At 68.6% G+C, this 26,053-nt stretch carries 11 protein-coding genes and 1 pseudogene; 10 read left to right on the top strand and 2 right to left on the bottom strand.

The genetic code is table 11. The features are described from left to right. The first annotated feature begins 33 nt into the window (after window positions 1-33). Both SALPAC2_RS0107520 and glpK read left to right on the top strand, forming a co-directional pair. Complete coding sequence (locus SALPAC2_RS0107520) at window positions 34-801, top strand: IclR family transcriptional regulator (RefSeq protein ID WP_018216040.1); 768 nt, start codon at window positions 34-36, stop codon at window positions 799-801. Window positions 802-838: 37 nt separating this feature from the next. Next, entirely contained in the window at window positions 839-2,362 is a 1,524-nt protein-coding gene (gene glpK, locus SALPAC2_RS0107515) for a glycerol kinase GlpK (RefSeq protein ID WP_018216039.1), read from the top strand. A gap of 127 nt (window positions 2,363-2,489) precedes the next feature. Here the strand turns inward: glpK and SALPAC2_RS24620 are convergent. Then, a pseudogene (locus tag SALPAC2_RS24620) lies at window positions 2,490-4,736 on the bottom strand (ATP-binding protein); the annotation flags it as partial. A gap of 172 nt (window positions 4,737-4,908) precedes the next feature. Between SALPAC2_RS24620 and SALPAC2_RS0107505 the strand changes: the two are divergent. Together SALPAC2_RS0107505 and SALPAC2_RS0107495 are read left to right on the top strand one after the other, a co-directional pair. Then, window positions 4,909-5,619, top strand: coding sequence for a sulfotransferase domain-containing protein (locus SALPAC2_RS0107505; protein WP_018216037.1), 711 nt, complete (start codon window positions 4,909-4,911; stop codon window positions 5,617-5,619). Between the two features lie 61 nt (window positions 5,620-5,680). Next, a protein-coding gene (locus SALPAC2_RS0107495; RefSeq protein ID WP_085981294.1) for an IS3 family transposase occupies window positions 5,681-6,837 on the top strand; the annotation gives its coding sequence in 2 pieces (ribosomal slippage) (window positions 5,681-5,953 and window positions 5,956-6,837; 1,155 coding nt in all). A 295-nt stretch (window positions 6,838-7,132) separates the two neighbouring features. Here the strand turns inward: SALPAC2_RS0107495 and SALPAC2_RS24615 are convergent. Then, window positions 7,133-7,582 (bottom strand): YcxB family protein, encoded by a 450-nt coding sequence (locus SALPAC2_RS24615; protein WP_033662075.1) that lies wholly within the window; start codon window positions 7,580-7,582, stop codon window positions 7,133-7,135. Between the two features lie 513 nt (window positions 7,583-8,095). Between SALPAC2_RS24615 and SALPAC2_RS0107480 the strand changes: the two genes are divergently transcribed. The 6 genes from SALPAC2_RS0107480 (at window position 8,096) to SALPAC2_RS0107455 (ending at window position 26,041) form a co-directional block, all read left to right on the top strand. Then, on the top strand, window positions 8,096-8,611 hold the full coding sequence (locus SALPAC2_RS0107480; RefSeq protein ID WP_018216032.1) for a DUF4365 domain-containing protein: 516 nt from the start codon (window positions 8,096-8,098) through the stop codon (window positions 8,609-8,611). Beyond that, window positions 8,611-9,732, top strand: a complete 1,122-nt coding sequence (locus SALPAC2_RS0107475; RefSeq protein ID WP_018216031.1) for a hypothetical protein — start codon at window positions 8,611-8,613, stop codon at window positions 9,730-9,732. The genes SALPAC2_RS0107480 and SALPAC2_RS0107475 overlap by 1 nt, the downstream gene beginning before the upstream one ends. 143 nt (window positions 9,733-9,875) lie before the next feature. Further along, window positions 9,876-12,743, top strand: coding sequence for an SNF2-related protein (locus SALPAC2_RS0107470; protein ID WP_018216030.1), 2,868 nt, complete (start codon window positions 9,876-9,878; stop codon window positions 12,741-12,743). A gap of 46 nt (window positions 12,744-12,789) precedes the next feature. Then, window positions 12,790-17,514, top strand: coding sequence for an Eco57I restriction-modification methylase domain-containing protein (locus SALPAC2_RS0107465; RefSeq protein ID WP_018216029.1), 4,725 nt, complete (start codon window positions 12,790-12,792; stop codon window positions 17,512-17,514). Then, complete coding sequence (locus SALPAC2_RS0107460; RefSeq protein WP_018216028.1) at window positions 17,511-23,888, top strand: DEAD/DEAH box helicase; 6,378 nt, start codon at window positions 17,511-17,513, stop codon at window positions 23,886-23,888. The genes SALPAC2_RS0107465 and SALPAC2_RS0107460 overlap by 4 nt, the downstream gene beginning before the upstream one ends. Then, window positions 23,888-26,041 carry a UvrD-helicase domain-containing protein gene (locus tag SALPAC2_RS0107455; RefSeq protein ID WP_018216027.1) on the top strand — a complete coding sequence of 718 codons (2,154 nt, stop codon included), beginning with the start codon at window positions 23,888-23,890 and terminating at the stop codon, window positions 26,039-26,041. Before SALPAC2_RS0107460 ends, SALPAC2_RS0107455 begins: the two co-directional genes overlap by 1 nt. Window positions 26,042-26,053 lie beyond the last annotated feature (12 nt).

Genomic DNA, 26,053 nt, shown 5'->3' with positions numbered 1-26,053 from the left:
TGCGTTGGCCCCGAACGCTCTAGCATCCGCCCCATGCCGGGTCAGGTGCAGTCCATCGCGCGTGCCGCGGCGATCCTCCGCCTGCTGGCCAGCAGTTCCGGCCGGCTCGGCATCGGGGAGATCGCTCGTTCTCTCAATCTGCCCAAGGGCACGGCGCACGGCATCATACGTACCCTGCAAGACGTCGGATTCGTGGAACAAGACAAGACCTCCGGCAAGTACCAACTCGGTGCCACGCTGCTGCACCTCGGCACGAGCTACCTCGACGTCAACGAGCTCCGTTCCCGTTCCATCAACTGGGCGGACCCACTCGCCGCGCGCAGCGGCGAGGCGGTCCGTATCGGCACTCTGCTGGACGGCAAGGTACTTGTGGTCCACCACGTGTTCCGGCCCGACGACATCCTTCAGACGCTGGACGTCGGGTCCCTTCTTCCCCCGCACGCCACCGCGCTCGGCAAAGTCCTGCTCGCCTACGACGTGGGCGCCGCCAACGCGGTTACGCAACGCGAACCCGAGCCCTACACCCGACGCACCCTGGTCAAAGCACGAGCACTCACCCGGGCCCTCAGCGAAATCCGGGACAATGGCTGGGGGGCCGAAATCGGTGAGATGACCCCTGGCGAGGCCGGCATCGCCGCGCCGATCCGTGGCTATGGCGGCCTGGTCGTGGGCGCGATCGGGCTCTCCGGTCCGGTGGACCGCACCTGCGACGGGTCCGGCAACCCCCGCCCAGCCCTCGTCACGTACGTCCGCGACGCCGCCCGCGCGGTGTCCCGCGATCTCGGCGCCACGCGCTGGTGATCCGTCACCCACCACCCGGCTTCACGAAGGACGAGTAATGACCGAGCGCTTTGTCGTCGCCATCGATCAGGGAACCACGTCCACCCGATGCATCGTCTTCGACCGCCGTGGCAATCTCGTCTCAGTTGCCCAGCGGGAACACCGGCAGCACTTTCCCCGGCCGGGCTGGGTAGAGCACGACGCTATGGAGATCTGGCGCAACGTCGGCAAGGTCGTTCCCCGCGCCCTCAACCAGGCCGGCCTCAGCATCGACCAGATCGCCGCGATCGGGATCGCCAACCAGCGCGAAACCACGGTCGTCTGGGACCGGCGCACCGGTGTCCCGGTGGCTCCCGCGCTCATCTGGCAGGACACCCGCACCGACCTGGTGGTGGAAGCCCTTTCCCGCGCCAGCGGCGCCGAGCACATCCAGGAGCTGTGCGGGCTGCCGCTGACCACGTACTTCTCCGGCCCGAAGCTGCGCTGGCTGCTCGACCACATCCCCGGCCTCGCCGAACGCGCCGAACGCGGCGAGGTGCTCTTCGGGACCATGGATAGCTGGCTGATCTGGAACCTCACCGGCGGCCCGGACGGCGGCCTACACCTGACCGACGTCACCAACGCCAGCCGTACCATGTTGATGGATCTGCGCACTCTCGACTGGCATCCCAGACTGCTGAGCTTCTTCGGCGTGCCGGCGGCCATGCTGCCGCAGATCCGCTCCTCGTCGGAGGTGTACGGCACCGCCACAGCCGTCCTGCCCGGCGTCCGGATCGCGGCGGCCCTGGGTGACCAGCAGGCCGCCCTGTTCGGTCAGACCTGCTTCGACCCAGGCGACGCCAAGTGCACCTATGGCACCGGCAGCTTCCTGCTGCTGAACACCGGTACCGAGCCGGTGCCTTCGCGGCACGGCCTGCTCACCACCGTCGGCTACCGGATCGGCGACAAGCCCGCCCTGTACGCCCTGGAGGGGTCCATCGCGATCACAGGATCCCTGGTGCAGTGGTTCCGCGACCGGCTGGAGTTGATCAGCACCGCACCGGAAATCGAGACCCTCGCCCGAACGGTCGACGACAACGGCGGCTGCTACATTGTGCCCGCCTTCTCCGGGCTTTTCGCCCCACACTGGCGCAGCGAGGCGCGCGGCACGATCGTCGGACTCACCTCATACATCACCAAGGGGCACCTGGCCCGGGCCGTGCTGGAGGCGACCGGGTGGCAGACCCGTGAGGTGGTCGACGCCATGAACGCCGACTCCGGGCTGGAGCTGACCGCCTTGCGGGTGGACGGCGGGATGACCGCGAACAATTTGCTGATGCAGTTCGTCGCGGACGTACTTGCAGTGCCGGTGGTGCGCCCGATGGCGGCCGAGACGGTCTCCCTCGGGGCCGCATACGCAGCCGGGCTTGCGGTCGAGTACTGGCCAGACCTGGAGGGCCTGCGCAGCAACTGGCATCCGGCTGCCCGATGGGTGCCGGAGATGGATGCCGCAGTCCGGACACGGGAACGGGAAAACTGGCGACGGGCGGTGGAGCGCACCTTCGATTGGATCCGGCCCGAGGAGGACCCTGCTCGCCGCTGAGCCACAACCAAGATCAAGCGTTGAGGGAAGCCGAGCCCTGTCTGGCGCACATTCGTCGTCGCGGTGCAGGCAGCAGCAGACGCCAACCCGGTGCCGGGCAACGGCCTTCACCGTCACGAGACAGCCCTTAGCATCTGACCGGGCTGGCCTGTTCGACAAGAAGGTCGTCGAGAGTGTTGCCGATCGTGGCGAGGGCCTGCCGCTGGTCGAGGATCATGGATCCGTTCGGGATGGGGGCGAAGGTGGCGAGTTTGTCCCTGGCGTCGGCGACCATGGCCGCCCAGGCTGCGTTGTCGAGCGTGCCGGTGGTGTCGAGGAAGGCCAGGATCCGGGCCCCGTCGGCGAAGCGTGCCACTGCCGTCATCATCGCGACGAAGCTGATCATGACCACGCAGGCGGCGTGCATGTTGTCGGCCTCGAGCAGTTCTTCGACGTGGGCACGGAGGAGCTGATAGGCGGCTCTGCGGTCGCCGCGCCGGAACAACGCCTGGGCGCGCACCGACTGGTTCGGCGAGTGGGTGCGTGCCGGCAGCGGCACGTCGAGCGCCTGGTCGAACAGCTGGTCCGCGGCAGCCCGTCGCCCCTGGAAGGCGGCGGAGAATCCGAGCAGCATCAGCGTCCAGTGCAGCAGGGTCGGCGGGCCGTGGCTGCGGAACCGGTCGATGAGCGGGGTGAGCTGGGCTTCGCCGCGTGCGTACTGCCCCTGAAAAACCAACGCTACGCCGAGGTCGACCTCGACCTGCGCGGCGAGATCCTCGGCGCCGAGCCGGCGCAGCTCGGCCAGCGCCGGGGGCGCCGTGTGGATCTGCGCGGCGTAGTCGTCGTGGACGTTGGCCCGTAGGTGCCGGGCTACCGGGTCGTCCGGATCGCAGTGCTGCCGGACCAGGGTGTCGAACCCGGCCGGCTCCTGACGGACGTGATAGCGGGACGCGGCGGCGATCAGGCCGGCCACAACCCGCGGCCGGTCCTCGACCCGCAGCCGGTCCTCGGCCGGCGTCCGGTCCTCGGCCGGCGTCCGTTCCTCGGCCGGTGCCTGTTCGAGGAGGCGTTGCGCCCACTGCCCGATCTCGTGCCGGTGCCGCCGGGCGGCCTCGGTGCAGACCGGCCGGAACAGGTCATGGGCGAGGCGGTAGTCGCCGCAGGCAAAAGCCCGGTCAACCGCTACGCGCAGGTTGGGCCAGAGCTCGTCCAGCCGGGCGACCCCCTGGGCTTCCGCCAGGCCGGTGAGCTGGTCGTGCAGCGAGACCACCCGTTCCCGTACGTATCGGGTGTGTGCGGCCCGGGCGGATGCGGCCGTCGGTCCGGCGGCGAGGTGCTCGGCGGCGAACTGGCGTACTGGCTCCAGCAACCGGAACCGCTGGCCGAACGGGCCGGGTTCGGCGGCCACCATCGAGCGCTGTACGAGGCGGTGCAGCACATCGTTGACCTTCAGGCCGCTGCCGGCGGCAACGGCCGCGGCTCCGGCCCGGTCGACTGGGCCGGTGCACACCGACAGCCGTTGCAGCAGGTCCTGTTCGGCCGCGGTGAGCAGCCGGTAGGACCATTCGATCGTGGCGCGCATGGTGCGGTGCCGGTCCGCACCGGTCCGCCGCCCGCCGACCAGCAGCCCGAGCTGATCGTCGAGACGCTCCCGGATCTCCTGCGGGGTGTGACTGACGGTTTGGGCGGCGGCCAGCTCGATGGCGAGGGGAAGCCCGTCGAGGCAGCGGCAGATCTCCTCGATCACCTCCCGTACGGCGTCCGTCGTGCCCGCCGCGCCGGTCAGCGCGTTCGCACGTTCGGCGAACAGGTCGGCGCCGGCCCCGGCCGCGGGTAAGGGTGGCACGGCGACCAGCCGTTCGTGACCGTGGTTGAGGCCGAGCGGTTCCCGGGCGGTGGCCAGCACCCGCACCTGCGGGCAGCCGTCCGCGACGGCCTGGGCTAGGCGGGCTGCGCCGTCCACGACGTGTTCGCAGTTGTCGAGCACCAGCAGCGCCCGGAGGGAACTCAAGGCCAACACAATGGACTCACTCAGCGACCGGCCTGGGCCCTCCTCGACGCGTACCGCCGCGGCGACAGCTTGGGGAACGTCCTGGTCCGTCGTGATCTCGGTCAGGTCGACCAGCCAGGCGCCGTGCTCCAGCCGGGCCCGTTGGGCGGCCGCGACGGCGAGCGCGGTCTTGCCGATACCGCCCGGCCCGACCAGGGTGACCACCGGGCTCTCGACCAACGACCGGCCGACGAGGTCGAGGGCAGCGTCACGGCCAAGCAGTCGTACGGTGCGCCGGGGCAGCCGGTCGACCCGCTCGGGCCGCCGCGCGCCGCCGATACGGTGGTCCTGGCCGAGAATCGCCAACTCCAGGCGGCGCAGTCGCGGCCCGGGCTCCACACCCAAGGTGGTCCTGGCTACCCAGGGCCACCTCCGTACCGTGTGGTCGTGGCTGCGTCGGTTCCTCGCCGCGGTGCCGGTGGTAGAGGGTTGGGCCGTGGGCGGTTGCCCACCATCGGGTGAGTTGGCAGGCACTGGCGTCCACACGCCCTGCGCATCAGATCGTTACAGTTCGTGGATGATTGTGTGGGTCGCGTCGTTCCCCCGCTCGGGCAACACGTTCCTGCGGATCGTCCTGCGCCGCTTGTACGGCCTCCGTACGTCAACGATTTACCATGTTGATGGCGTGGCCGCCCGTCTGGGGCCGGATCTGATCGGCTTCACCGAGCGCTCTGCACCTCTCGACGAGCTGCGGGCGGCGCCCGATGCGTACTTCATCAAGACCCACCGGCAGCGTGACGCGGACGTTCATGACGATGACCGCGCCATCTGTCTGATCCGTGACGGTCGCGATGCTCTGGTCTCCTGGGCGCGCCAGGCTAGTGAAGACGATTCGAGCCGTTACGAGGTTGAACTCCGCGCAAAGATCCTTCGCCAGAGCCCGGCTGGTACCGGTAGTTGGGGCAGCAACGTCCTTAGCTGGCTCCAGCCACCGGTCGCGCACCGACGCGTTCTGCGCTACGAGGACCTGACCCGTGCACCAGCCGCGACCGTGCAAGCCGTCGTTGCCGCTATGGCCCCCGAACTCACACCGCTAGCGGGCGCTTCGATCCCGTCCCTCGCCGAACTGCGCCGAACCGACCACCAGTTCTTTCGCCGTGGCCATACCGGCAGCCACCGCGACGAACTGCCTGAGGACCTCCATGAGCTGTTCTGGTCCCGCGCCGACAACCGCGCTGCCATGCAACTGCTCGGCTACGCCGCCCCGACAGCATCGGGCGCCGACTAACCGCACAAACAAAGTGCAGAGAATCGTCGTACCCCGTCCGCACCCTTCTGCGGGAGTGTGGATCTCTAGATCCACACTCCCTGACGTGGTGCGAATCGCTCATGACCGGGAGCCTGGCGTCACGGTCGAGCAGATCGCCAAGGACTTCGGGGTCCACCCGATGACGTTGTTCACGTGGCTGCGCCAAGCCGACATCGACGCCGGGACCAAGCCTGGCGTCAGTGGCAGCGAGTCGGTCGAGTTGCGGGAGGCCCGCAAGCGGATCAGGCTGCTCGAGCAGGAGAACGAGGTCCTGCGCCGGGCCGCGGCGTATCTGTCGCAGGCGCATCTGCCGGGAAAGGGCTCTACCCGCTCGTGAGCGAGCTGTCCGCCGACGGGATCCCTGTGGCGGTGACGTGTCGGGTACTGAACATCGCTCGTCAGCCTTACTACCGGTGGCGTGTCCGCCGTGTTACTGACGCCGAACTGGCGTGGGCGTATCGGGCGGACGCGTTGTTCGACGCCCATCGCGACGACCCGGAGTTCGGCTACCGGTTCCTGGCCGATGAGGCCCGCGCTGCCGGCCAGTCGATGGTCGAGCGCACCGCCTGGAAGAAATGCTCCGGCATGGGCTGGTGGAGTGCGTTCAGCAAGCGCAAGCGTCGGGGCAAGGGCGGCAAGATCGGTCCGCCGGTGCACGACGATCTGGTGTGCCGCGACTTCACCGCGAACGGCCCGAATCGGTTGTGGCTGGCCGACATCACCGAACACCGCACCGGTGAGGGCAAGCTGTATCTGTGCGCGATCAAGGACGTGTGGTCCCACCGGATCGTCGGCTACTCCATCGACTCACACATGACATCGAGGCTGGCCGTCAACGCCCTGCACAACGCCGTAGCCCGCCGTGGTGAGGTGGCCGGCTGCGTGCTGCACACCGACCGCGGGTCGCAATTCCGCAGCCGGAAATTCGTCCGTGCCCTGCACCAGCACCACGTGACCGGGTCGATGGGCAGAGTCGGCGCCGCCGGCGACAACGCCGCCATGGAGTCCTTCTTCGGCCTGCTGCAGAACAACGTCCTCGACCGGCGGACCTGGACCACCCGCCAGCAGCTGAGGACCGCGATCGTGACCTGGATCGAACGGACCTACCACCGTCGCCGACGGCAACGATCCCTGTCCCGGTTGACCCCTATCGAGTACGAGACCATCATGACCCGACCGGCCAGTCAGGCCGCGTAACTGGAACTGTCACCCATCGGTGCAGCAGGCCCTTCGTCCTGCACGTTCATCGCGTGGTGCAGCGACATCCACGCGGTCACTTCCATGCTCATGCCGTACCTCCGGAAGCAGGCTAGAACCTCGCGTGAGGTTGAGGTCAAGCCAGCGCGCGGACGGCACAAGCGGCGCAGTACCGGGTAGCTGCCGTTTCTGGCGTCGAGGTGGCCTTCTACGACGGGGCCGCCGCGGCCGTTGCCGTCGACCACCGGTTCGTGCTGCTCGCGAAGCTCCCCGGCGCTGAACCGCCGGGGGCAGCTCACGTTTTCCTAAGCAGTCCGCGTTCGGCCAGGTAGGCGCGCAGCGTCTCGGCGTCCTCGGCAGACAGCAACCGACGGGGGATTACGGTCGCCGGCATCTGACCGACGTACAGGATCCAGAACTCGGGGGTGGCCTTAACCTGATCGACCCCGTCCCAGGCGATGCCGCTGGTCTGCGAGCCGCTGCGCATCAGAATGTTGTCGTCAGTGATCTCATAGGCGCCCTCGACAACGTAGTCACTGGACCGACGCCGGGCGCGCAGCCGGACCCATGGCCAGTACAGCATCGCCAGCAGGCCGCCCATGAGCATCGTCAGCCACAGCGGTTGGATCTGGTCGCCCCACCCGAGGCTGCGCGATACGGCGAGGCCGACCGTCCCCGCCGCTGCCAGCGCCGCGCCGAGGTATAAATATTTGCGTAGCTGATCAATGGTGAGCGCAGCGGCCACGCGGCTCGGGTAGGCGGGATCGGCCGGGACCTCAAACGGATGTGCACGCCAGAACGATAGTGCCTCATCGGCCCGCGACTGGTTCGTCCTCAGCAAGGGCGCGCGAACTCCGCCCTTGTACGCCGTCCTCGCGGAGTCCGGGTTCATCGCGCCCGAGGAGACCGCCGAGTACGGCAAGACGGGTTGAGGCCGAGCGGGGCGCTACCCTGCGGACTCGTCTGCCGACCGGCACCCGTGCCGAGAACTGACCCCATGGCCACGTAGGGCACCCCGCTCGGCTGAGCGAGCGCTATGACCGATCGGTGTGATGGCGCTTCGGCAAAGCCGTTGAGAAGCCGGTGCAGTACCGCCGCTGGCGTCGGGCCCAGGTCCACCTCGGGCAGTTCCCTGACCGGTGGCAGCCCAGAGCACCGACCGGATCTGTGGCGGCAGCGTGAGGGCTTCTCAACAACGGTAACCAGAAGTATGTTTACGCCCTTGGAACGCGTCTGGTGTGGGCCTGGGGCAAGGTGGATGAGTTACGACAAGCACAACCATCAGGGTTATTTCGGCGAGAGCTTCGTGCGTGTCCTGGCCAGCGCCGCCGGCCTGATCGCCGGTCAACAGGACGTCGACCACACCGGAGTGGACTTTTCCATCGACTTTCCCGGTACGCGGGGCACAGTCCGCTTTCCGAAGATCGAGGCGCAGGTCAAGTCCTGGTCCTGCCCCACAGGGACCGACCTTGACTGGCTCTACCCCATGAACGTGCGTCATTACAACAACCTCGCCGGTGAGGGGTTCGCGGTGTCGCGCTATCTCTTCTTGATCATCATTCCTCCGGACGCCGGTCAGTACGCGCAGGCGGACGAGACATCCCTGCGACTCAGTCACTGCGGATACTGGGCGTCGCTGCGGGAGCGGCCGTTGATCGACCAAGCCGCGCAGCGCAAAGTCACGGTTTCCGTGCCGAAGCGGAACCTGCTGACCGTCGATGGCCTGCGGGCGCTTCTCGAACCCCTTCCTACGCAACGGGTGTCGGCGTCGTGATGCCGTATGCCGCCATGAGTCCTGACGAGCTGAACACCGTGTCGGGACTGGCCCCCGAGACATTGAGCCGCTATCTGTCGTCGACCGGCTGGACACCGGAACAGCATCTCGAGCGGGCGACCCTCTGGTCACGGCACGAGGCCGACGGAGACTTCCAGGTGCTCGTTCCCGGCGATCGGGACCTGCGCGACTACGCGAGTCGCGTTTCCGACTTCCTCACCACCGTGGCCGCCGTCGAGGAGCGCCCGATCCGGCTGCTCCTCGATGATCTGGAGACCACCGGCGCGGACACGCTCTCCTTCCGGCTACTGCCCGGCGGCCCATCCGGGACGATTCCCCTGTTCAACGCGGTGGATGCGTTGGCGGGTGTGCGGGAGTTGGTCGTCTCCTCCACCTACTCCCTGCTGAGCGAGCAGCCGATGCTGGTGCAGGGGCGCAGGCCGGAGAGTGCGCTCGACTTCGCCCGCACCGTGCGGCTGGGAACGCCACGTGCCGGGAGCTGGGCGATCGCGGCGCAGCTCGCCGTTCCACGGGCCGACGCAACTTCCGATCCGCCGCTCGCCCGACGGGTGTCGTTGCAGATGCACCGCGCGGTAAGGGCGTGCTTCGCCGCCTCGGGTGAGGCGCAGCGTGACTTCGATCTCGGGCTCTTCCTGCGTCGTACCGGTGAGGGCGTGTCGGCGAACGTCTGCGACGCACTGGCCAAACTCGGCCGCGACGGTGTCCCCTACGACGTCAGGTTCAACTGGGCTGCTCAGCTCCCCTCCTCGGTGCCGGCTCGTTCGTTCCGCTTCAGTACCCGCCGGATCGAGGTGCTGCACACGGCGGCAGAGCAGCTCAAGGTGGCCGTTCCGGACGGCGAGGTCACGGTCGAGGGTCAGGTCAGCAAGCTCCGGCGGGACCTCGGCGAGGGCGGTCAGGCGACTGTGCGGGGCCCGATCCGCACCGTGTACGGCTCCTCGGAGCGGTCCGTCCGGGTACTTCTGCCGGATGTGCTCTATCAGCGGCTCGTCGAGGCGCACGGGCGCCGGCTACAGGTGCGAGTCACGGGGATCGCGATACGTGGGCGTATCGAGCGGGCTTCCCGGGTCGAGGTTCTCGGGGGTATCACCGTGCCTTGACCGGCTCAGCCTGCGGTGATTCCACCACTCGTACCACCGGGAGCGCTCTTGATCCGGTCAGCAGGCCCGGACGACGGGTCTCCAGTTGACCACTTTCTACATAGGATTACCGGCGCCGGCGGCTCGATGGGGGAGGAATTACTGTGGACGATGCCCGTTCCGGGGCGGCACTCGACGTGGCGCCGGGGTCGGTGGTGGTCATTCGCGACGAGGAATGGCTGGTGCGGACAGCGGAGGAAACGGCCGACGGGCTTCTCGTGCACGTCCGGGGACTGAGCGAACTGGTTCGGGACGTCACGGCCAGCTTCTATGCTTCCCTCGACCGGATCGCGCCACTCGACCCGGCAGCCGCGACCGTCGTGGCGGACGACAGCCCCCGTTACCGCAAGGCCCGTCTCTGGTTGGAATCCACCTACCGCAAGACCGCCGTTCCGCTCGCCGATCGTTCGCTCACCGTTGCCACGCAGGCCCTCGCCACTCCGTTGAGCTACCAGCAGACCGCCGTGCGCAAGGCGCTCGACCCGGACAACCTGCGCCCCCGGATCCTTTTGGCCGATGCGGTCGGGCTCGGTAAGACCCTGGAAATCGGCATGATCCTGTCGGAGCTGGTGCGCCGGGGCCGTGGTGAGCGGATCCTTGTCGTGACGCCCCGGCATGTACTCGAACAGATGCAGCAGGAGCTGTGGTCGCGTTTCGCGCTGCCGTTCGTCCGGCTGGACACGGCCGGCATTCAACGGGTTCGGCAGAAGCTTCCGGCCAACCGGAACCCGTTCACCTACTTCCGGCGCGCGATCATCTCGATCGACACGCTGAAGTCGGAGCGGTACGCGGCCAGCCTGAAGAAGCAGCGCTGGGATGCTGTCGTCATTGACGAGTCGCACAACCTCGCCAATTCGGCCACGCAGAACAACAGGCTGGCCCGCACGTTGTCCCGCAATGCCGAGACGCTGGTTTTGGCGTCGGCGACTCCGCACAACGGACGCAAGGAGTCTTTCGCCGAGTTGGTCCGGTTGCTCGACCCGTCCGCCACCCCGCCGGGCGGCGAGCTGGTGGCCGCCGAGATCGAGCGGTTGGTGATCCGTCGCCACCGGCACAGCGATGAGGTGGCCAGCGTCGTCGGCGCCGATTGGGCGGAACGCCAGGAGCCGGAGAACGTGCTGGTGACCGCGAGCCCGGCGGAGAACGCAGTCGCTCACGAGCTGGAGGACGTGTGGCTGTGGCCACCGGACCGGCGGACTCCGTACTCCGGGCAGAACGCGTCGCTGTTCCCGTGGACGCTGGCCAAGGCGTTCCTGTCGTCGCCGGCCGCGCTGGCGGAAACGATCCGGCAGCGGCTGGGTCGCCTCGGGCACGACGTCGCCGCAGACCGGGAGCGCACGGCCTTGGAGAGGCTGGCCGGCCTCAACACGGCGGCGCTGGTGGCGGGATCGGCCAAGTACGCCGAGCTGGTCCAGCGGCTTCGAGAGATCGGCGTCGCGCCGGGTTCGCCGGCGCGGGCGGTGGTGTTCGCCGAACGGGTAGCCACGCTCACCTGGCTGCACGAGCATCTGCCGGCCGAACTCGGCCTGCCCGCCGGGGCCGTCGGGATCATGCACGGTGGCCTGCCCGACGACGAGCAGCAGCAGATCGTGGACGCCTTCAAGCAGGAGCATGCCGCAGTGCGTGTCCTGGTCACCGGTGACGTCGCGTCCGAAGGAGTCAACCTGCACGCCCAGTGCCACGAGCTGATCCACTATGACATCCCGTGGAGCCTGATCCGCATCGAGCAGCGTAACGGCCGCATCGACCGATACGGGCAGCAACACTCACCCCGGATCACCGCTCTGCTGTTGGAGCCGGACGGCGGCCGGTTCGCCGGCGACGTCCGCATCCTGGCGAAGTTGGTCGACAAGGAGAACGAGGCACACCGGGCGCTCGGCGACGTCGCCTCGTTGATGGGCCAGTACGACGTGAAGGGCGAGGAGGACGCCATCCGTGCCGTTCTGGCCGGGCAGCGTGACTTAGACGACGTGGTACGCACGCCGGACGAGGTGCTTGGCGGTGACGACCTGTCGGCGGTGTTCTTCGGCATCGTGGACGCCGATGACGCCGATACGGTGCCGCTGCCCGAGACGACCGGGGCCACAGGCTCCGGGCTCTATCCCGACGAGGTCTCATACCTGGAAGAGGCCTTGCAAGCCGCCTTTGTCGACCCGGCCGGGCCGCCGAGCAACAACGGTGTCGCCTGGCGCCGCGATCCCGCCTTCGGCACCGCCGAGCTGACCCCGCCACCTGACCTGGTGCAACGCCTCGACGTCCTGCCGCAGAGCTACCTGGCCGACCGGCGGGTCACCGATCGGCTCGTCCTGGCCACCACCCTCGCCCGGGGCAAGGATCGGCTGGAACAGGCGCTTCGCGACGACACGGGTTCCAGCTGGCCAGACGCGCATTACCTGAGTCCGCTGCATCCGGTGCTGGACTGGGCTTCGGACCGCGCTCTGGCGGGATTGGGCCGCAACCAGGTGTTCGCCGTTCGTGGCGACGTCGACGACCCTACCGTGCTGCTGCTGGGCACGCTTACCAACCGCCGGGGGCAGGTCGTCTCGGCAGCCTGGCTGACCGTCGGGTTCCCGGCACCCGACACTCTGTCGTTCGCCCCGGTGACCCCGCATTCGTCAGCCGCTGTGGCACTGGCCGCGTTGGGCTTTGACACCGTACGAGTCAACCCCGGTCCGGTGCCGGGCGCGGAGGCCCTGGACCGGTTCATCGCCCCGGCCGTGCACCACGCCCGCGCGCAGATGCGCGACCTGTTCGCGGCGGCCGAAAAGGACGTCGCGCACCGGGTCGAACAGTGGTCCCACCGGCTCGCCCAGTGGCAGGACGAGGCGGATGCGTTGGTCCAGCGCCGCGATCTGAAGCAACGCCGGGTGAGTATCGCTCAGGAACAGAGGCTGGTCGCCGACATGAACCCGGACCGGCAACTGGTCCGCCCGCTGCTGGTCGTCGTGCCGCAGACGGGAGACACCGCATGAGCGAGCGGACCGAGGGCCGAGAAGGCAGGCGAAAGGTAGGCAACGCGTGAGCGGGTCGGACGCGATCCTGGTCGGTGAGGGCTGGATCTCCGAGCACTACTTCACCACCGACGCGACAAAGGAGTCGTTCCGCGCCCGGGTGCTGGAACGCCGTAAGGAATGGGATTCAGAGGCCGACGGGTGCCGGTCCACCCCGCGCAGCCGCTTTGTCGAGGCCCGGCCGGAGCTGGAAGCCGACCTCGCCAAGCTCGCCGAGCTGACCGACGTGGAGGCCGCCTTCGGGGCCACCGATCCGCAGACCGTTGCCGCCGCGGTCGCGTCGATCCAGCAACGCATCGTCGGAATCCTGGAGCTGCGTGGGCACGGCCTCGTGGTCGCCGGCGGGGCTGGGCCGATCCTTCGCATCTCGGCGCGGGGCATCACCGAGCGGGCGCCACTGGTCGTCGTGCTCGCCCAGCCGGCGGCCACGGTCGAGGACGTCCTCGCCAAGGATGGCCCGACGCTGGCCGCGCCGGTTCGCCTGCACGACGACGGTGACGAGCTCACCTCGGCCGCGCGGCTTACCTCCGCCCTGTTCGGCGAGGACGACGCCCCCGACCTGGTCCTCATCCTGGCCGGCCGCTGGGCGGTGTTGGCCGAACGGGACCGCTGGGCCGAGGGCCGCTACCTCGCCGTTGACCTGCAACTGATCTGCGAACGCAACGACACGAGGCGCGGTGGCGAGATCGACCGCGCCCTCACCTGCCTGTCTGCCGCGTCGATCGCTCCGGATGCGGACGGCAACCTGTGGTGGAGCGGTGTCCTCGACGAGTCGATCAAACACACCGCGGGCGTGTCCAAGGACCTCCGCGAGGGCGTACGTCTCTCCATCGAGATCATCGCCAACGAGGTGGTGGCCCGTCGCCGCGCCCGGGGCCTTGACCCGCTGCCCGCCGCCGAGGCACAACCGCTGGCCAAGCAGGCGCTGCGTTTTCTATACCGCATCCTCTTCCTGTTGTACGCGGAGGCCTCGCCCGAGGTGGGCGTCCTGCCGGTCGGCGCACCCGAGTACGACCGGGGCTACAGCCTGGACCGGTTGCGGGAACTCGTGCAGGTTGAGCTGGCCACCCCGCGTGCCCGTACGGGCACCCACCTCTACGAGTCGCTGGGCGTGTTGTTCCGCCTGGTTGACGGTGGTCACCCGGCCCCTGGACCGGACGACGACGAGGCGGTCTCCGCGCTCGGGCTCACCTTCAACCCGCTGCGCGCCGACCTGTTCCGGGCCAGCGCCACCGCGCACATCGACGCGGTCGGCCTCGGTAACGCCGCACTGCAGGAGGTCCTCACCCACCTGCTGCTGAGCAAGGAAAGGCGCGGTCGGGACCGTGGCTTCATCTCGTACGCCGAACTGGGTATCAATCAGCTCGGTGCGGTTTACGAGGGGCTGATGTCGTACACCGGTTTCTTCGCGGAGAAGGACCTGTACGAGGTCGCCAAGGGCGGCGATAGCAGCAAGGGCTCCTGGGTGGTGCCGGTGGACCGAGCCGCCGGCATCGCTGCCGGGGACTTCGTCAAGCAGGCTCACCAGACGACCGGCGAGCTGCAACCGATGGTGCACCGGCAGGGCTCGTTCGTGTTCCGGCTGGCTGGTCGGGAACGCCAACAGTCGGCGTCCTACTACACCCCCGAGGTGCTGACGAGGTTCACCGTCGGGCAGGCGCTGGAGGAACTGCTCGACCAGAACGGCGTACGCACCCCGGCGGTCGACATCCTCGGCATGACCATCTGCGAACCGGCGCTCGGCTCGGGTGCGTTCGCCATCGAGGCGGTGCGGCAGCTCGCCGAGCAGTATCTCAAGCGCCGAAAGGAGGAACTGGCCGACGAGGGCAAAACCATCGACCCGGATGACTATCCGAAACGCCTGCAAGAGGTGAAGGCGTACCTCGCCCTGCACAACGTCTACGGCGTCGACCTGAACGCCACCGCCGTCGAGCTCGCCGAGATCACCCTGTGGCTGGACACGATGGTCCCGGGCCTGCCGGCACCCTGGTTCGGCCTGCACCTGAAGCGCGGCAACTCGCTGATCGGCGCCCGCCGAGCCGTCTACCGCCGTAACCAGGTCGTCGACAAGTCGTGGTTAGGCGCCGTGCCTGAGGAGGTGCCGCTGACCTCGCTGGTTGACGACGTGGCCGCCGGACGGATCGGTGCCGACGGCATCCATCACTTTCTGCTGCCGGCCGACGGCTGGGGTTCGGCCGCCGACGCCAAGGAGGCCGCCGCGCTCGCCCCCACCGCCGCGAAGAAACTCAAGGCATGGCGGGGAAGCGCCAAGACCAAACCCACCAAACAAACCATCGACGCGTACGCCGAACTGGCGCACCGTGTCGAGTCGTTGTGGCAGATCGCCTACCGCCGGCTGGACCTCGCGGAGCAGCAGATCCGCCGACGCATTCCGGTGTGGGAGGCGGGCGACCTGCCGGCCGGCGGGGCGGTGCAGCGCGAGGAGATCGAGGCGGCGCTCGCCGACGAGGAGGGCGCCTACCGGCGGCTGCGTCGGGCGATGGACGCGTGGACGGCGCTCTGGTTCTGGCCGCTCACCGAGGAGTCCGTCACGGTCGACGGCGAGGTGATCGCCCCGCCGAGCGTCGCGCAGTGGGTGGCCGGGTTGCAGGCGCTGCTGGGCCGTAACCCGGAGCTGCGCAAGCGCAAGGCGTCCGGACCGACCCTGAGCGCCGGAATGAGCTGGGACGAACTCAATCAGGCCGAGCAAGTAGAAGTCGGCTTCGCCAACGCTAAGCCGATCGAGGAAGTACGCCGGGAGCACCCGTGGCTGGTGGTGTGCGAGCGCATCGCCGCGCGGCAGGGCTTCTTCCACTGGCAGCTGGACTTCGCCACGGTGTTCGCCCGCGGCGGCTTCGACCTCCAGATCGGCAACCCGCCGTGGGTGCGGCCCCGCTCGGACGTGGACGCCCTGCTGGCCGAGGGCGATCCGTGGTGGCAGTTGGCGCTTAAGCCGACCCAGGCGCAGGTCGCTGCCCGACGGGAGACGACCCTGGCGCTGCCAGGCATGACCGTCCTGGTCGTCGACGGCACGGCGGAGGTGTTGTCGATCGCGGCGTTCGTCGGCTCGGCGGGGCAGTACCCACACCTGCAAGGCCTCCAACCCGACCTCTACCGCTGCTTCATGCAGGTGATGTGGCGGCACGGATCAGCCCGCGGCACAATCGGCATGATCCACTCGAACTCGCACTTTACCGACGAGAAGGCCGGCCTTCTTCGTGCCGAATTGTATCTGCGCCTTCGGCGACACTGGCATTTTGTCAATGAGCTCGCGCTTTTCGAAATTCTCCACAAAATTCACTTCGGTGTGACGGTCCACGGGTCGCGGCGGTCTGAACCGACTTTTATGCAGGCGAGTTGGCTCTACCACCCTGACACTGCGGAGCGTTCCTCGGTGCACGATGACTCAGGCCCAGAACCCGGGCTCAAGGACGATGAGGGTCATTGGGACCTGCGCCCGCACGCCTCAAGGATCACGTTGGTGAACGAGGAGACGCTGCGCGCGTGGCACGCCACAATTGAGACCGACGAGATTCCGGTTCGGCAGACCCGCATGGTGTATGCGGTCAATCAGTCCAGCGCCGCGGTCCTGGAAAAGCTCTCCCATGCAGGACGAATCGGCGATCTCGGCCTGCGCTTCTCACCTGGTTGGCACGAGAAAAACGACCGCACCAAGGGGCATTTCGAGCTGGAGTGGGGTGTACCAGGCTCCTGGGATGACGTGATCCTGCAGGGGCCGCACCTGTTCGTCTCGACGCCGCTCTACAAGGTGCCGAACGAGTCGCTACGTAACAACCAGGACTGGTCGGTAACGGACTTCGAGGTGTTGGCGGCCGACGCCATACCGGCCACCGCCTACCAGCCCCGGGGCGACCGCTACGACTACGACTGCGCCTACACCGACTGGGGCGACGAGGACGCCCCCGACCCCGCCCGTGACCACTTCCGCATCGCCTGGCGACGCATGGCCGCCAACCAGGGAGAGCGCACTCTGGTCCCCGCGATCATCCCACCTGGCGCCGCCCACGTTGACGGAGTCTTCTCCGCCGCTGATCCTGGTGCACCCGCACTGACGTGTGCCGTTCTACAAGCTGCTCTCGGTTCGCTTCTGTGTGACTTCTTGACCAGGGTCGCGCCAAAGGGCGACATCCGAGCGCCCGCGATCATCCGGCTGCCCTGGGTTGCCGACGACGGGATGACTCACCATGCGCTGGCCCTTCGTGCTCTGAGGCTGAACTGCGTCACGGGTGCATACGCCACGTTGTGGTCGAACGCCTTTGCCTCCTCATTCAGCCATGACGAGTGGACAGGCGGGTTCAACCACAAGCGACGTACGCCACTTGGGCAGGTCGGGCCGGAGTGGACTCCGGAGACGCCGTTGCGGATCGCGGCCGACCGACGGCAGGCGCTTGTGGAGATCGACGCGCTGGTCGCGCTGGCCCTCGGGCTGACCGCCGATGAGCTCTGTTCGATCTACCGGACCCAGTTCGCGGTGCTGCGCGGCTACGACCGCAACGTCTACCGCTATGACGCGAACGGCCGGCTGGTGCCCAACTCGGTGCTCACCGCCTGGCGCAGGAAGGGTGATCGGATCACCGTCGAAGAGCGTACCGCCACCAACCAGGCCGGCAATACGTACACCTATGAGCTGCGGTTCGAAACCCTGGACCGGGAGGCGGACATGCGCCAGGCGTACCGGGTCTTCGCACAGCGCCTGCGGGAGCGTTCATGACCGAGCTGCTACCCACCGTCCAGGCGGCCAACGTCCGGGACAGTCTCGTCGACTATCTGACCACGACGTTCGCGTTGACCGACGCTGATGCCCGCGACGGCCTCGACACGTTCTTGTCCGACCCGGTAACCGGCGTGTTCAAGGGCCCGTACGTGCGCCTGCGGTTGCCGTTCCGAACGGCCGAGGAGGGCTGGCGGCAGCACCTCGACTGGTATGCGGGCCCCGAGCCGTACGGCCATCAGGCCGCCGCCTTCGCCCGGCTGACCTCCCTGGGCGGGCGATGTCCACAGCCGACTCTGGTCACCACCGGCACCGGTTCGGGCAAGACCGAGGCATTCCTGTACCCGATCCTGGATCATGTGCGCCGGGCTCGGTTGGAGGGCGTCGCCGGGACCAAGGCGCTGATCCTGTATCCGATGAACGCGCTCGCCAACGACCAGGCCGGCCGCCTCGCCGGGTTGCTGGCAGGTCACCCGGAGCTGGCGTCGATCACCGCGGCGCTCTACACCGGGGAGAAGAGCAGACCGCGCACGACGGTCACCGCCGACGGGCTGATCACCGATCGGGGAGTCATCCGGGACACCGCGCCCGACATCCTGCTCACCAACTACAAGATGCTTGACCAGTTGCTGTTGCGCCACGAGGACCAGAGCCTGTGGTGGCAGTCCGCGACCAGCCTGCGCTACCTGGTGCTCGACGAGTTCCACACCTACGACGGCGCGCAGGGTACCGACGTGGCCATGCTGCTGCGCCGTCTCGGCCTCGCGCTGAAGAGCCATTGGCGGGCCGACGACCCGGCCCTCACCGAGGTCGCCCGCGCCCGCCCGTTGGGGCTGATCACTCCGGTGGCGACGTCGGCGACCCTGGGGGACAAGGGCGATCCTGCCGCCATGCTCGGCTTCGCCGAGACCGTGTTCGGTGAGCCGTTCCCCGCCGACGCGGTGGTCACCGAGTCCCGCAAGGACCTCGCCGAATGGGTCGGTGACGCGGATACCGTCGTCGCCGAGGCCGGTTTCACCGTCGCCGACGGGTTCCGTGCCCATGAAGTACGCGCGGACGTCGAAGCGCTCGGCGCCGACCCGGATGGCGCGGCGCTCGCCCGTACCGTCCTCGGTCTGCTCTGGTCCGGTGACCGCGACCGGCTCGCGGCGGCCGGGCCGGACCTGCTGCTCGCCCTGGCGAAGGCGCACCCGTTGGTGCAGGAACTCACCTATGAGACCGTTGCCGCGGTCAGCGTGGACGACCTGGTACGCACCATCGCGGGCCAGGCCGACCGGCGTACCTCCCGCCTCGCGGCGGGCGGCTACGACACCGACTGGTCGCACGCGATATCGGCCGTAGTGGCCGCCCTCGGACACATTCGCGCGGTGGCCGGACGGGACGCGCTCGCCGTCGACGTGCACCTGTGGGTACGCGAACTCACCCGCATCGACCGAGCTGCCGACACGACCGCCCGGTTCCGCTGGGGCGACGACGGGCCGCCCGTGGCTGGCGGCGACACCGAGGACATCCGGCCGTCGTTCCCGGCCGTCTACTGCCGCTTCTGCGGCCGGTCCGGTTGGGGCGTCGCGCTCGCCCCGGTCGGCACCGGCCTCGCCGCGGACGACGAGACCATCCGACGGAACCACGCCACTCGGGAAGGGCGGTTCCGGGCCCTGCTGTACGCGCCGGCCGAAGCCAACGCCGCCTACGACGGGGCCGAACGGCCAGACGGGCTTGCCTGGTTCTCGGTACGCGGCCGGGAACTACTTGCCGTCACCCCGTCCGACGACGACCCCGAGCTACGCGACGGTTGGATCCTGCCGGTGCTCACCACCGCCGGCCGCGACGCCGACGAGCATGCGCGCGACGACACCTGCCCCTCCTGCTCCCAGCCGAACGGCATCCGGTTTCTCGGCAGCGCCATCGCCACCCTGCTGTCGGTGTCCCTGTCCACCCTGTTCGGCTCGGCGGCTCTGGACGTACGGGAGAAAAAGGCCCTGGTCTTCACCGACTCGGTGCAGGACGCCGCGCACCGGGCAGGCTTCGTGGAGGCACGCTCGCACACCTTGACCCTGCGCGGCGCGCTCAACGCGGCGATCATCCCCGGCGCCCTCACCCTGGACGCACTGGTCGAGGACATGATCCGGCGCACCGGCGAGGACCACTTCCAGCGTTACCGTCTGCTCGGTCCAGACTGTGTCGACCGAGAGTCGTTCGCCCCGTTCTGGAAGTCCAAGACGGTGCGGGGAGTGCCCAACCGGGTGATGTCCCGGGTCCGGAAGCGGCTCGCGCTCGACGTGGCCCTGGAGTTCGGACTCAACTCCCGCACCGGCCGGACCCTCGAGCTGACCGGCGCTGCCACCGTCGAGGTGGAGGCCGGGCCACCGACCCGGATGGCCGCCGCCGCCCGGACCGTGCTGACCGGGTTCGCGGTACAGAGCCCACTCGGTACGGGCGACGCCGAGCCGGCCGACGAGACACTCGTGCGGTGGGTGCGGGGCGTACTGGACCGGATGCGGGTGCAAGGCGCCATCGACCATCCCTGGTTCACAATCTTCCGCCAGGAGGACGGCAACCGCTGGTCCATCTGGGGCGGCCGGCCTCGGGGCCAGGGCATGCCCGCCTTTCCCAACACCCGACCGGCCCCCAGCTACCCGCGTGTCGGCGGCTCCGCCAATCCGGTCCGCGACAGCGACCTGGACGCCGTCACCTCGGCCCAGTCCTGGTACGCGCGCTGGACCTCGCGGGCGCTGTCGGTCAGCCCGGCCGACGGCGGGCGACTCACCCGCCTGCTGCTCGACCGGCTCGCCCGCGACGGTGTCCTCACTACCGTCACCAGCCAGAGTGGCGCCACTGTCTACGCGATTCCACCGTCTGGTGTCGTGGTCGCCCCGGCCCGACTCGACGACCTCACCGCCGGACGTCACCTGCTGGCCTGTGACACCTGCCGAGCACTCGTGCCGGGCAGCCGCACCATGGTCGACCAGCTCGAAGGGGCGCCGTGCATGCTGGTGCGCTGCCATGGCCGGTTGACCCGGGAAGCCCTGGCCGACAACTTCTATCGCCGGCTGTACGCATCCGCGGACATGCGCCGGATTGTCGCGCGCGAGCACACCAGCCTGCTGGACGACGCCATCCGACTGAGTTATGAGGACGGCTTCAAGCGGTCCTCAACCCAGCCGAACGCGCCCAACGTGCTGGTCGCCACGCCTACCCTGGAAATGGGCATCGACATCGGGGACCTGTCCGCGGTCCTGCTCTCGTCGCTGCCCCGTACTGTCGCGTCCTATCTGCAACGGGTCGGGCGGGCCGGGCGTCTCACCGGCAACGCCCTCAACCTGGCCTACCTGACCGGGCGTGGCGAGCAGCTCCCCAAGCTCGGTGATCCGTTGTCGGTCATCAACGGCGAAGTCCGTCCGCCCGCCACCTACCTCAGCGCCGAGGAGATCCTGCGCCGACAGTTCACCGCCTGCCTCGTCGACGACATGGCCCGCGCCGGCCGGCACACCCACCCGAGAAACGCACAGCAGGCCATCGGATCCAGCGATTCAGATTCGTTTCTCGGCCAACTCATCGCGGTGGCTGAGGCGGGCGGTGCCGACGCGGTGCGCCGATTCACCAACACTGTCGGGTCGTTGCGGAAGCCCACGATTGACGCGCTCGTCGCGTGGGTCGCCCCGGTAGCCGGAGCTGGCACCAGTCTGTTCGCCGGGCACGTCCACGCGGCCAGCCGGCGCTGGCAACAGACCGTCGAGACGCTCAAACGTCGCCAGACCGACATCAATAGGGTGCTGCCTGAGCTGGAGGAAGGGGCTGCCTCCCCGGCCGCCACCGACGACGACAAGCGAGCCCTACGGTCTGCCAGGACCACCCGCAAGCTGATCGGTGGGCAACTCGGGCGCCTGCGCGGCGAATACTGGATCAGTGTCCTGGAGGAACACGGTCTGCTGCCCAACTACACGCTGCTCGACGACACGGTCACCCTCGCCGTCGGCATCAGCTGGACCAACCCCGACTCCGGCGAGTTCGAGAGTGACAGCGCCCAGTTTCGGCGCGGATCGGCACAGGCCATTCGCGAGTTCGCACCCGGCGCCACCTTCTACGCCCGGGGCTGGGAGATCGCCGTTGACGCGATCGACCTCGGCATCGATGGAGAGTCCGTTCGCCCCTGGGTGTTCTGCCCCGCCTGTGGCTATGCCGTCGACATCGCCGTAAGCGGGCCGGAACAGCAGATCGCGAAGTGTCCGAGGTGTGGCAGCACCGGCATCGCCGACACCGGCCAACGCCTCGACGTGGTCGAACTGTCCCACGTCTCCGCCGAGGTACGCCGAGACGAAGTGAAGATCTCCGACCGGCGCGACCAGCGTGACCAGATTCCTTTTCAGCTCATCACGGCCGCCGACATCGACCCGGCCGGCATCGAGTCGAAGTGGTTCGCCGAGAACACCGGGCTGGGCTGCACCTACCTGCGCAGCATGGACCTGCGCTGGCTCAACGTCGGCGTGCCCGGCCACGGCAAGCCGCGGATCATCTCGGCCGACGAACGTACCGGGGCGTTGTTCCGGGTGTGCAGCGGATGCGGCAAGCTCGACACCGACTCCGGTCGCAACCGCCCGCACGAACACCGCGCCTGGTGCCCGTACCGGCGGTCGGCTGTGGAGAACACGGTCGCCGTCGCCCTTTCCCGTACTTTGCGTACCCAGGGGTTACTGCTGCGCCTGCCGTACGCGGTCACCCTCGGCGACGACTTCGCCGTGCCGAGCCTGGCCGCCGCGGTCCTGCTTGGGCTGCGTGAGCAGATCGGCGGGCACCCCGACCACCTACGGGTCGAGCATGTCATCGACCCCACCGCCAGCGACGGCACCGACAACCACGACGCGCTGCTGCTCCACGACGTGGTTCCCGGCGGCACCGGATACCTGGCCGACCTGGCCAAGGCGGAAGAGCTGCGCGACCTGCTGGCACTGGCCTGGCGGCGAGTGCACGACTGCGAATGCCGTCACGAGGAACGCCTCGCCTGCCACCGCTGTCTGTTGCCCTTCACCCCGCCCTCCGCGCTGCGTCGTACGTCCCGTGCCTCCGCCGAGCGGCACCTCGCCCACCTGTTGGGCCTGCCCGAGGATGCCGACATCGCCGACAGCCCACCATGGATTATCGTGCGGATTCCGCCGCAGGAGAGCCCCGAATCGCACCTGGAACAGCGCTTCCGCAAGCTGGTCACCCGGCGGTTGAGAGCGATCGGGGCGGCCATCGCCGAGGTGCCGAAGCCGTGGGGCAATGCCCTTCGTTTCACCTTGCCCGGTGGCCAGCGTCATTGGACTCTCACCCCGCAGGTCAACGTCGAGAACTCCCGCCCCGACTTCCTGCTGGAGTCCAACGATCCCTCCGTGCCGGCAGTCGCTGTCTTTACCGACGGCCATGCCTTCCATGCCGTAGCGTCCCACAACCGGCTCGCAGCGGACGCGGAGAAACGAAAGATCCTGCGCGATACCGGCCGCGTCGTCCTGGCCGTCACCGCAGCCGACCTGGCCGCAGCCGAGCAGGAGACCAGCGCCACCCCGGCCTGGTTCGCCGATGCGACGGTGGCGAAACTGATCAAGGAGGCCCCGTTCCAGGCCGCGCCGAGCGCGTACGAAGGGCTGCGCTCCGGCCCGATCTCCTGGCTGCTGGCCTGGGTGTCCGCGCCCAAGCCCGTCGACCTGGGGATCGTCGCGCGGGCCGTGCCGATGTTCCTCGTCGACGGCCGGTCCCGGCGTACCTGCGGCGACGGGGTCAGCCTCGCCTCGATCGGGCGGGCCGCACTACTCGCCGAGGACCTGCCACCCGGCGAGCGGACCGTCCTCGTGCGGCAGTTCGGCGCCCTGGCAGTCGTCGTCGAACCGATGAAGACGATGGTGCACGCCGCGTTGGTGCTCGACGACCGGGAAGAGGCCCTCGACGCGGCACACGCCGACGCGTGGCGGCTGTGGTTGCAGCTTTCCAACGCGATGTCGCTGCGTGACTGGCCCACCGTCATCACGACCTCCAGCCGTGTCGACAGCCCGGTCCGGGCACTTGGCACGCCGGCGCCGGCAGGTTCGGATGGGCTTCCCGACGGCGTGGACGGGAACTGGGCATCCGCCTACGAGTCAGCCGCACCGGGCGCCGAGCGCGACCTGATTCGGCAACTAGCCGTCCATGGTGGGCTCGAAGCGCCATTGATCGGCGTGGAGGGCCCACAGGGCATTCCGATCGACATCTGTTGGCCACAACTGCACATCGCCGTAGACCTCTACGACATGCCCGACGAGGACCGCGTCGACCTCAGTTCTGCCGGCTGGCGCGTGGTGCAGCCGGACCCGGAGGTCATCGTCGCGGCACTGACCGGCACCACCGACCGCGGGGAGCGCTAATGCCGACGATCATCATGACCAAGTGGCCCGTCAAGATTGACGGCTCGGTCAAGGCCAAAGCGATGACCTTCCTGCAGAAGCTCTCCGCTGACGACACCGTTCCCGGCCTGCACGTCGAACCGATTATTGGCGCTGCGGACTCCCGCGTACGCACCGGCCGCGTGGATCAGTTCTGGCGCGCCGTGATGTTCCGGCTCGACGGGGCGGGGGAGAGCCACTACGTCATCCACGGCGTATGGCCCCACGACGATGCCATCGCTGTGGCCGAGCGGGTCAGCCTCAAGGTCAACCCGATCAACGGACTGCCCCAGATCGAGGAGGCCGAACCCGTCGCGCCGCCACCCGCCGGCTCCCTCGCTCCGTCCCGGCCGGCGGAATCTCACGCTGCCCCAGTGGAGCCGCTCCTGGTGCAGCTCGGGCGCACCCGCGAGGACCTCGTAGACCGGCTCGGCGTCCCCTCCGACGTCGCCGACCGCGCGCTGGCCGCATCTCACGAGGACGCCATCCTGGAGCTCGCTCAACGCCATGAAGGTTGGCTGGGCATGCTCCTGGTGGACCTGGCCACCCAGGACTCGATCGACGCCATCGCCGAGCGGTTGCACCTCGAAGCACCCGACCAAACCGGTGACGACGACGCCGATTTGCTGCGCTCACTCCAGCAACCCGCCGCGAAGGCTCAATTCGCCTTCATCGACGGCCAGGAGGAACTCCGCCGGGTCATCGAGAACGGCGACTTCGGTTCGTGGCGAGTGTTCCTGCACCCCGAGCAGCGCCACTACGCCGTGCGTCGCTACCGGGGTCCCTTCCGGCTCTCCGGGGGCGCCGGCACCGGCAAGACGGTCGTTCTCCTCCATCGGGCCCGAGCGCTGGCCCGCGAACGGCCCGACGCGCGGATCGTGCTGACGACCTTCACCAAGAACCTGGCAGAAGCGCTGCGTGACGGTCTCGGGCAACTCGACCCGACGGTTCCGCAGGCTACCGCGCTCGAGGTGCCCGGTGTGTACGTCACGGGCGTCGACGCGCTGGCCGCCACGGTCATTCGCTCCGCCGGCGCCGGCATCGCCGACGCCGTCCAGGCCGTCCTGGGCGACGCCCGATCCACTCCGACCGGCCGGACCCCGACCGGCCGCTGGCGGGAAGTCATCGAAGCATCGGCGACCGCACTGCCACCGGAGATCGTCAACGAGACGTTCCTCAGCGCCGAGTATGCGCTCGTCGTCCTGCCCAACAAGGTCAAAAGCGGGAGCGAGTACCGCCGAGTACGCCGGCCCGGCCGCGGGGTAGCCCTCGACCGTGCCAAGCGGGACAGCGTGTGGGCGCTGATCGCCGCCTACCGGGCGCAGTGTCGCATCGACGGCACACTCGACTTCGCCGAGGCAGCCGCCATTGCCGCCGCCCACCTGACGGCCACTGGTGGCCAGGCCGACCACGTGCTCGTCGACGAAGGTCAGGACCTGTCGCCGACGCACTGGCAGATGCTGCGTGCCCTGGTCGCCGAGGGCGAGGACGACCTGTTCATCGCGGAGGACTCCCACCAACGCATCTACGGTAGCCGGACTGTTCTCGGTCGGTACGGCATCAGGATCGTCGGCCGGTCGCAGCGGCTCAGCCTCAACTACCGCACCACGGCCCAGAACCTGCGCTACGCGATGTCCATGCTCGACGGCGGCGACTACGTCGACCTCGAAGATCAGGAGGAGGTCACCGGCTATCGTTCGGCGCGATCGGGGCCGGCACCAGCGGTGGAGACGGTGGAATCCCTCGTCGCCGAACTCGACATGATCGCCGACCGGATCCGCTCCTGGCGTGACGCCGGGGCTTCTCTGGAGACAATCGCCGTCCTCGTACCCGACAAGTTTCAGCGGGAACGGGTCGTCAACGCACTCAACGAGCGCAGCGTGCCCGCACGGGCAGTCGACCGCGACCGTCTGGGTGCGGGCCGGGTGCTTGTGATGACCATGCACAGGGCGAAGGGCATGGAGTTCGCCAAGGTCGTACTCGCCGATATCGGGTTTCAGTCGGCTGCCGAGAAGGCCAGACTCGACGACCTGGATGCTATCGAGCGGCACGATGCTGAGCTGCGGGCTCGGTCATTGATGTACGTGGCTGCTACCCGTGCTCGCGATGAGCTTTTGGTGGTCCAGCGCCGATAGCTCCGCCCAGGC

It is taken from the genome of Salinispora vitiensis (assembly GCF_000378825.1).
Lineage (GTDB): Bacteria > Actinomycetota > Actinomycetes > Mycobacteriales > Micromonosporaceae > Micromonospora > Micromonospora vitiensis.
This window is presented reverse-complemented; position numbering and strand designations above follow the sequence as displayed.

Bases quoted from the DNA above. Each gene is read 5' to 3' on its own strand.
- SALPAC2_RS0107505 (WP_018216037.1), top strand. From the start codon at position 4,909: ATGATTGTGTGGGTCGCGTCGTTCCCCCGCTCGGGCAACACGTTCCTG.
- glpK (WP_018216039.1), top strand. From the start codon at position 839: ATGACCGAGCGCTTTGTCGTCGCCATCGATCAGGGAACCACGTCCACC.
- SALPAC2_RS0107455 (WP_018216027.1), top strand. From the start codon at position 23,888: ATGCCGACGATCATCATGACCAAGTGGCCCGTCAAGATTGACGGCTCG.
- SALPAC2_RS0107460 (WP_018216028.1), top strand. From the start codon at position 17,511: ATGACCGAGCTGCTACCCACCGTCCAGGCGGCCAACGTCCGGGACAGT.
- SALPAC2_RS0107480 (WP_018216032.1), top strand. From the start codon at position 8,096: ATGAGTTACGACAAGCACAACCATCAGGGTTATTTCGGCGAGAGCTTC.
- SALPAC2_RS0107520 (WP_018216040.1), top strand. From the start codon at position 34: ATGCCGGGTCAGGTGCAGTCCATCGCGCGTGCCGCGGCGATCCTCCGC.
- SALPAC2_RS0107475 (WP_018216031.1), top strand. From the start codon at position 8,611: ATGCCGTATGCCGCCATGAGTCCTGACGAGCTGAACACCGTGTCGGGA.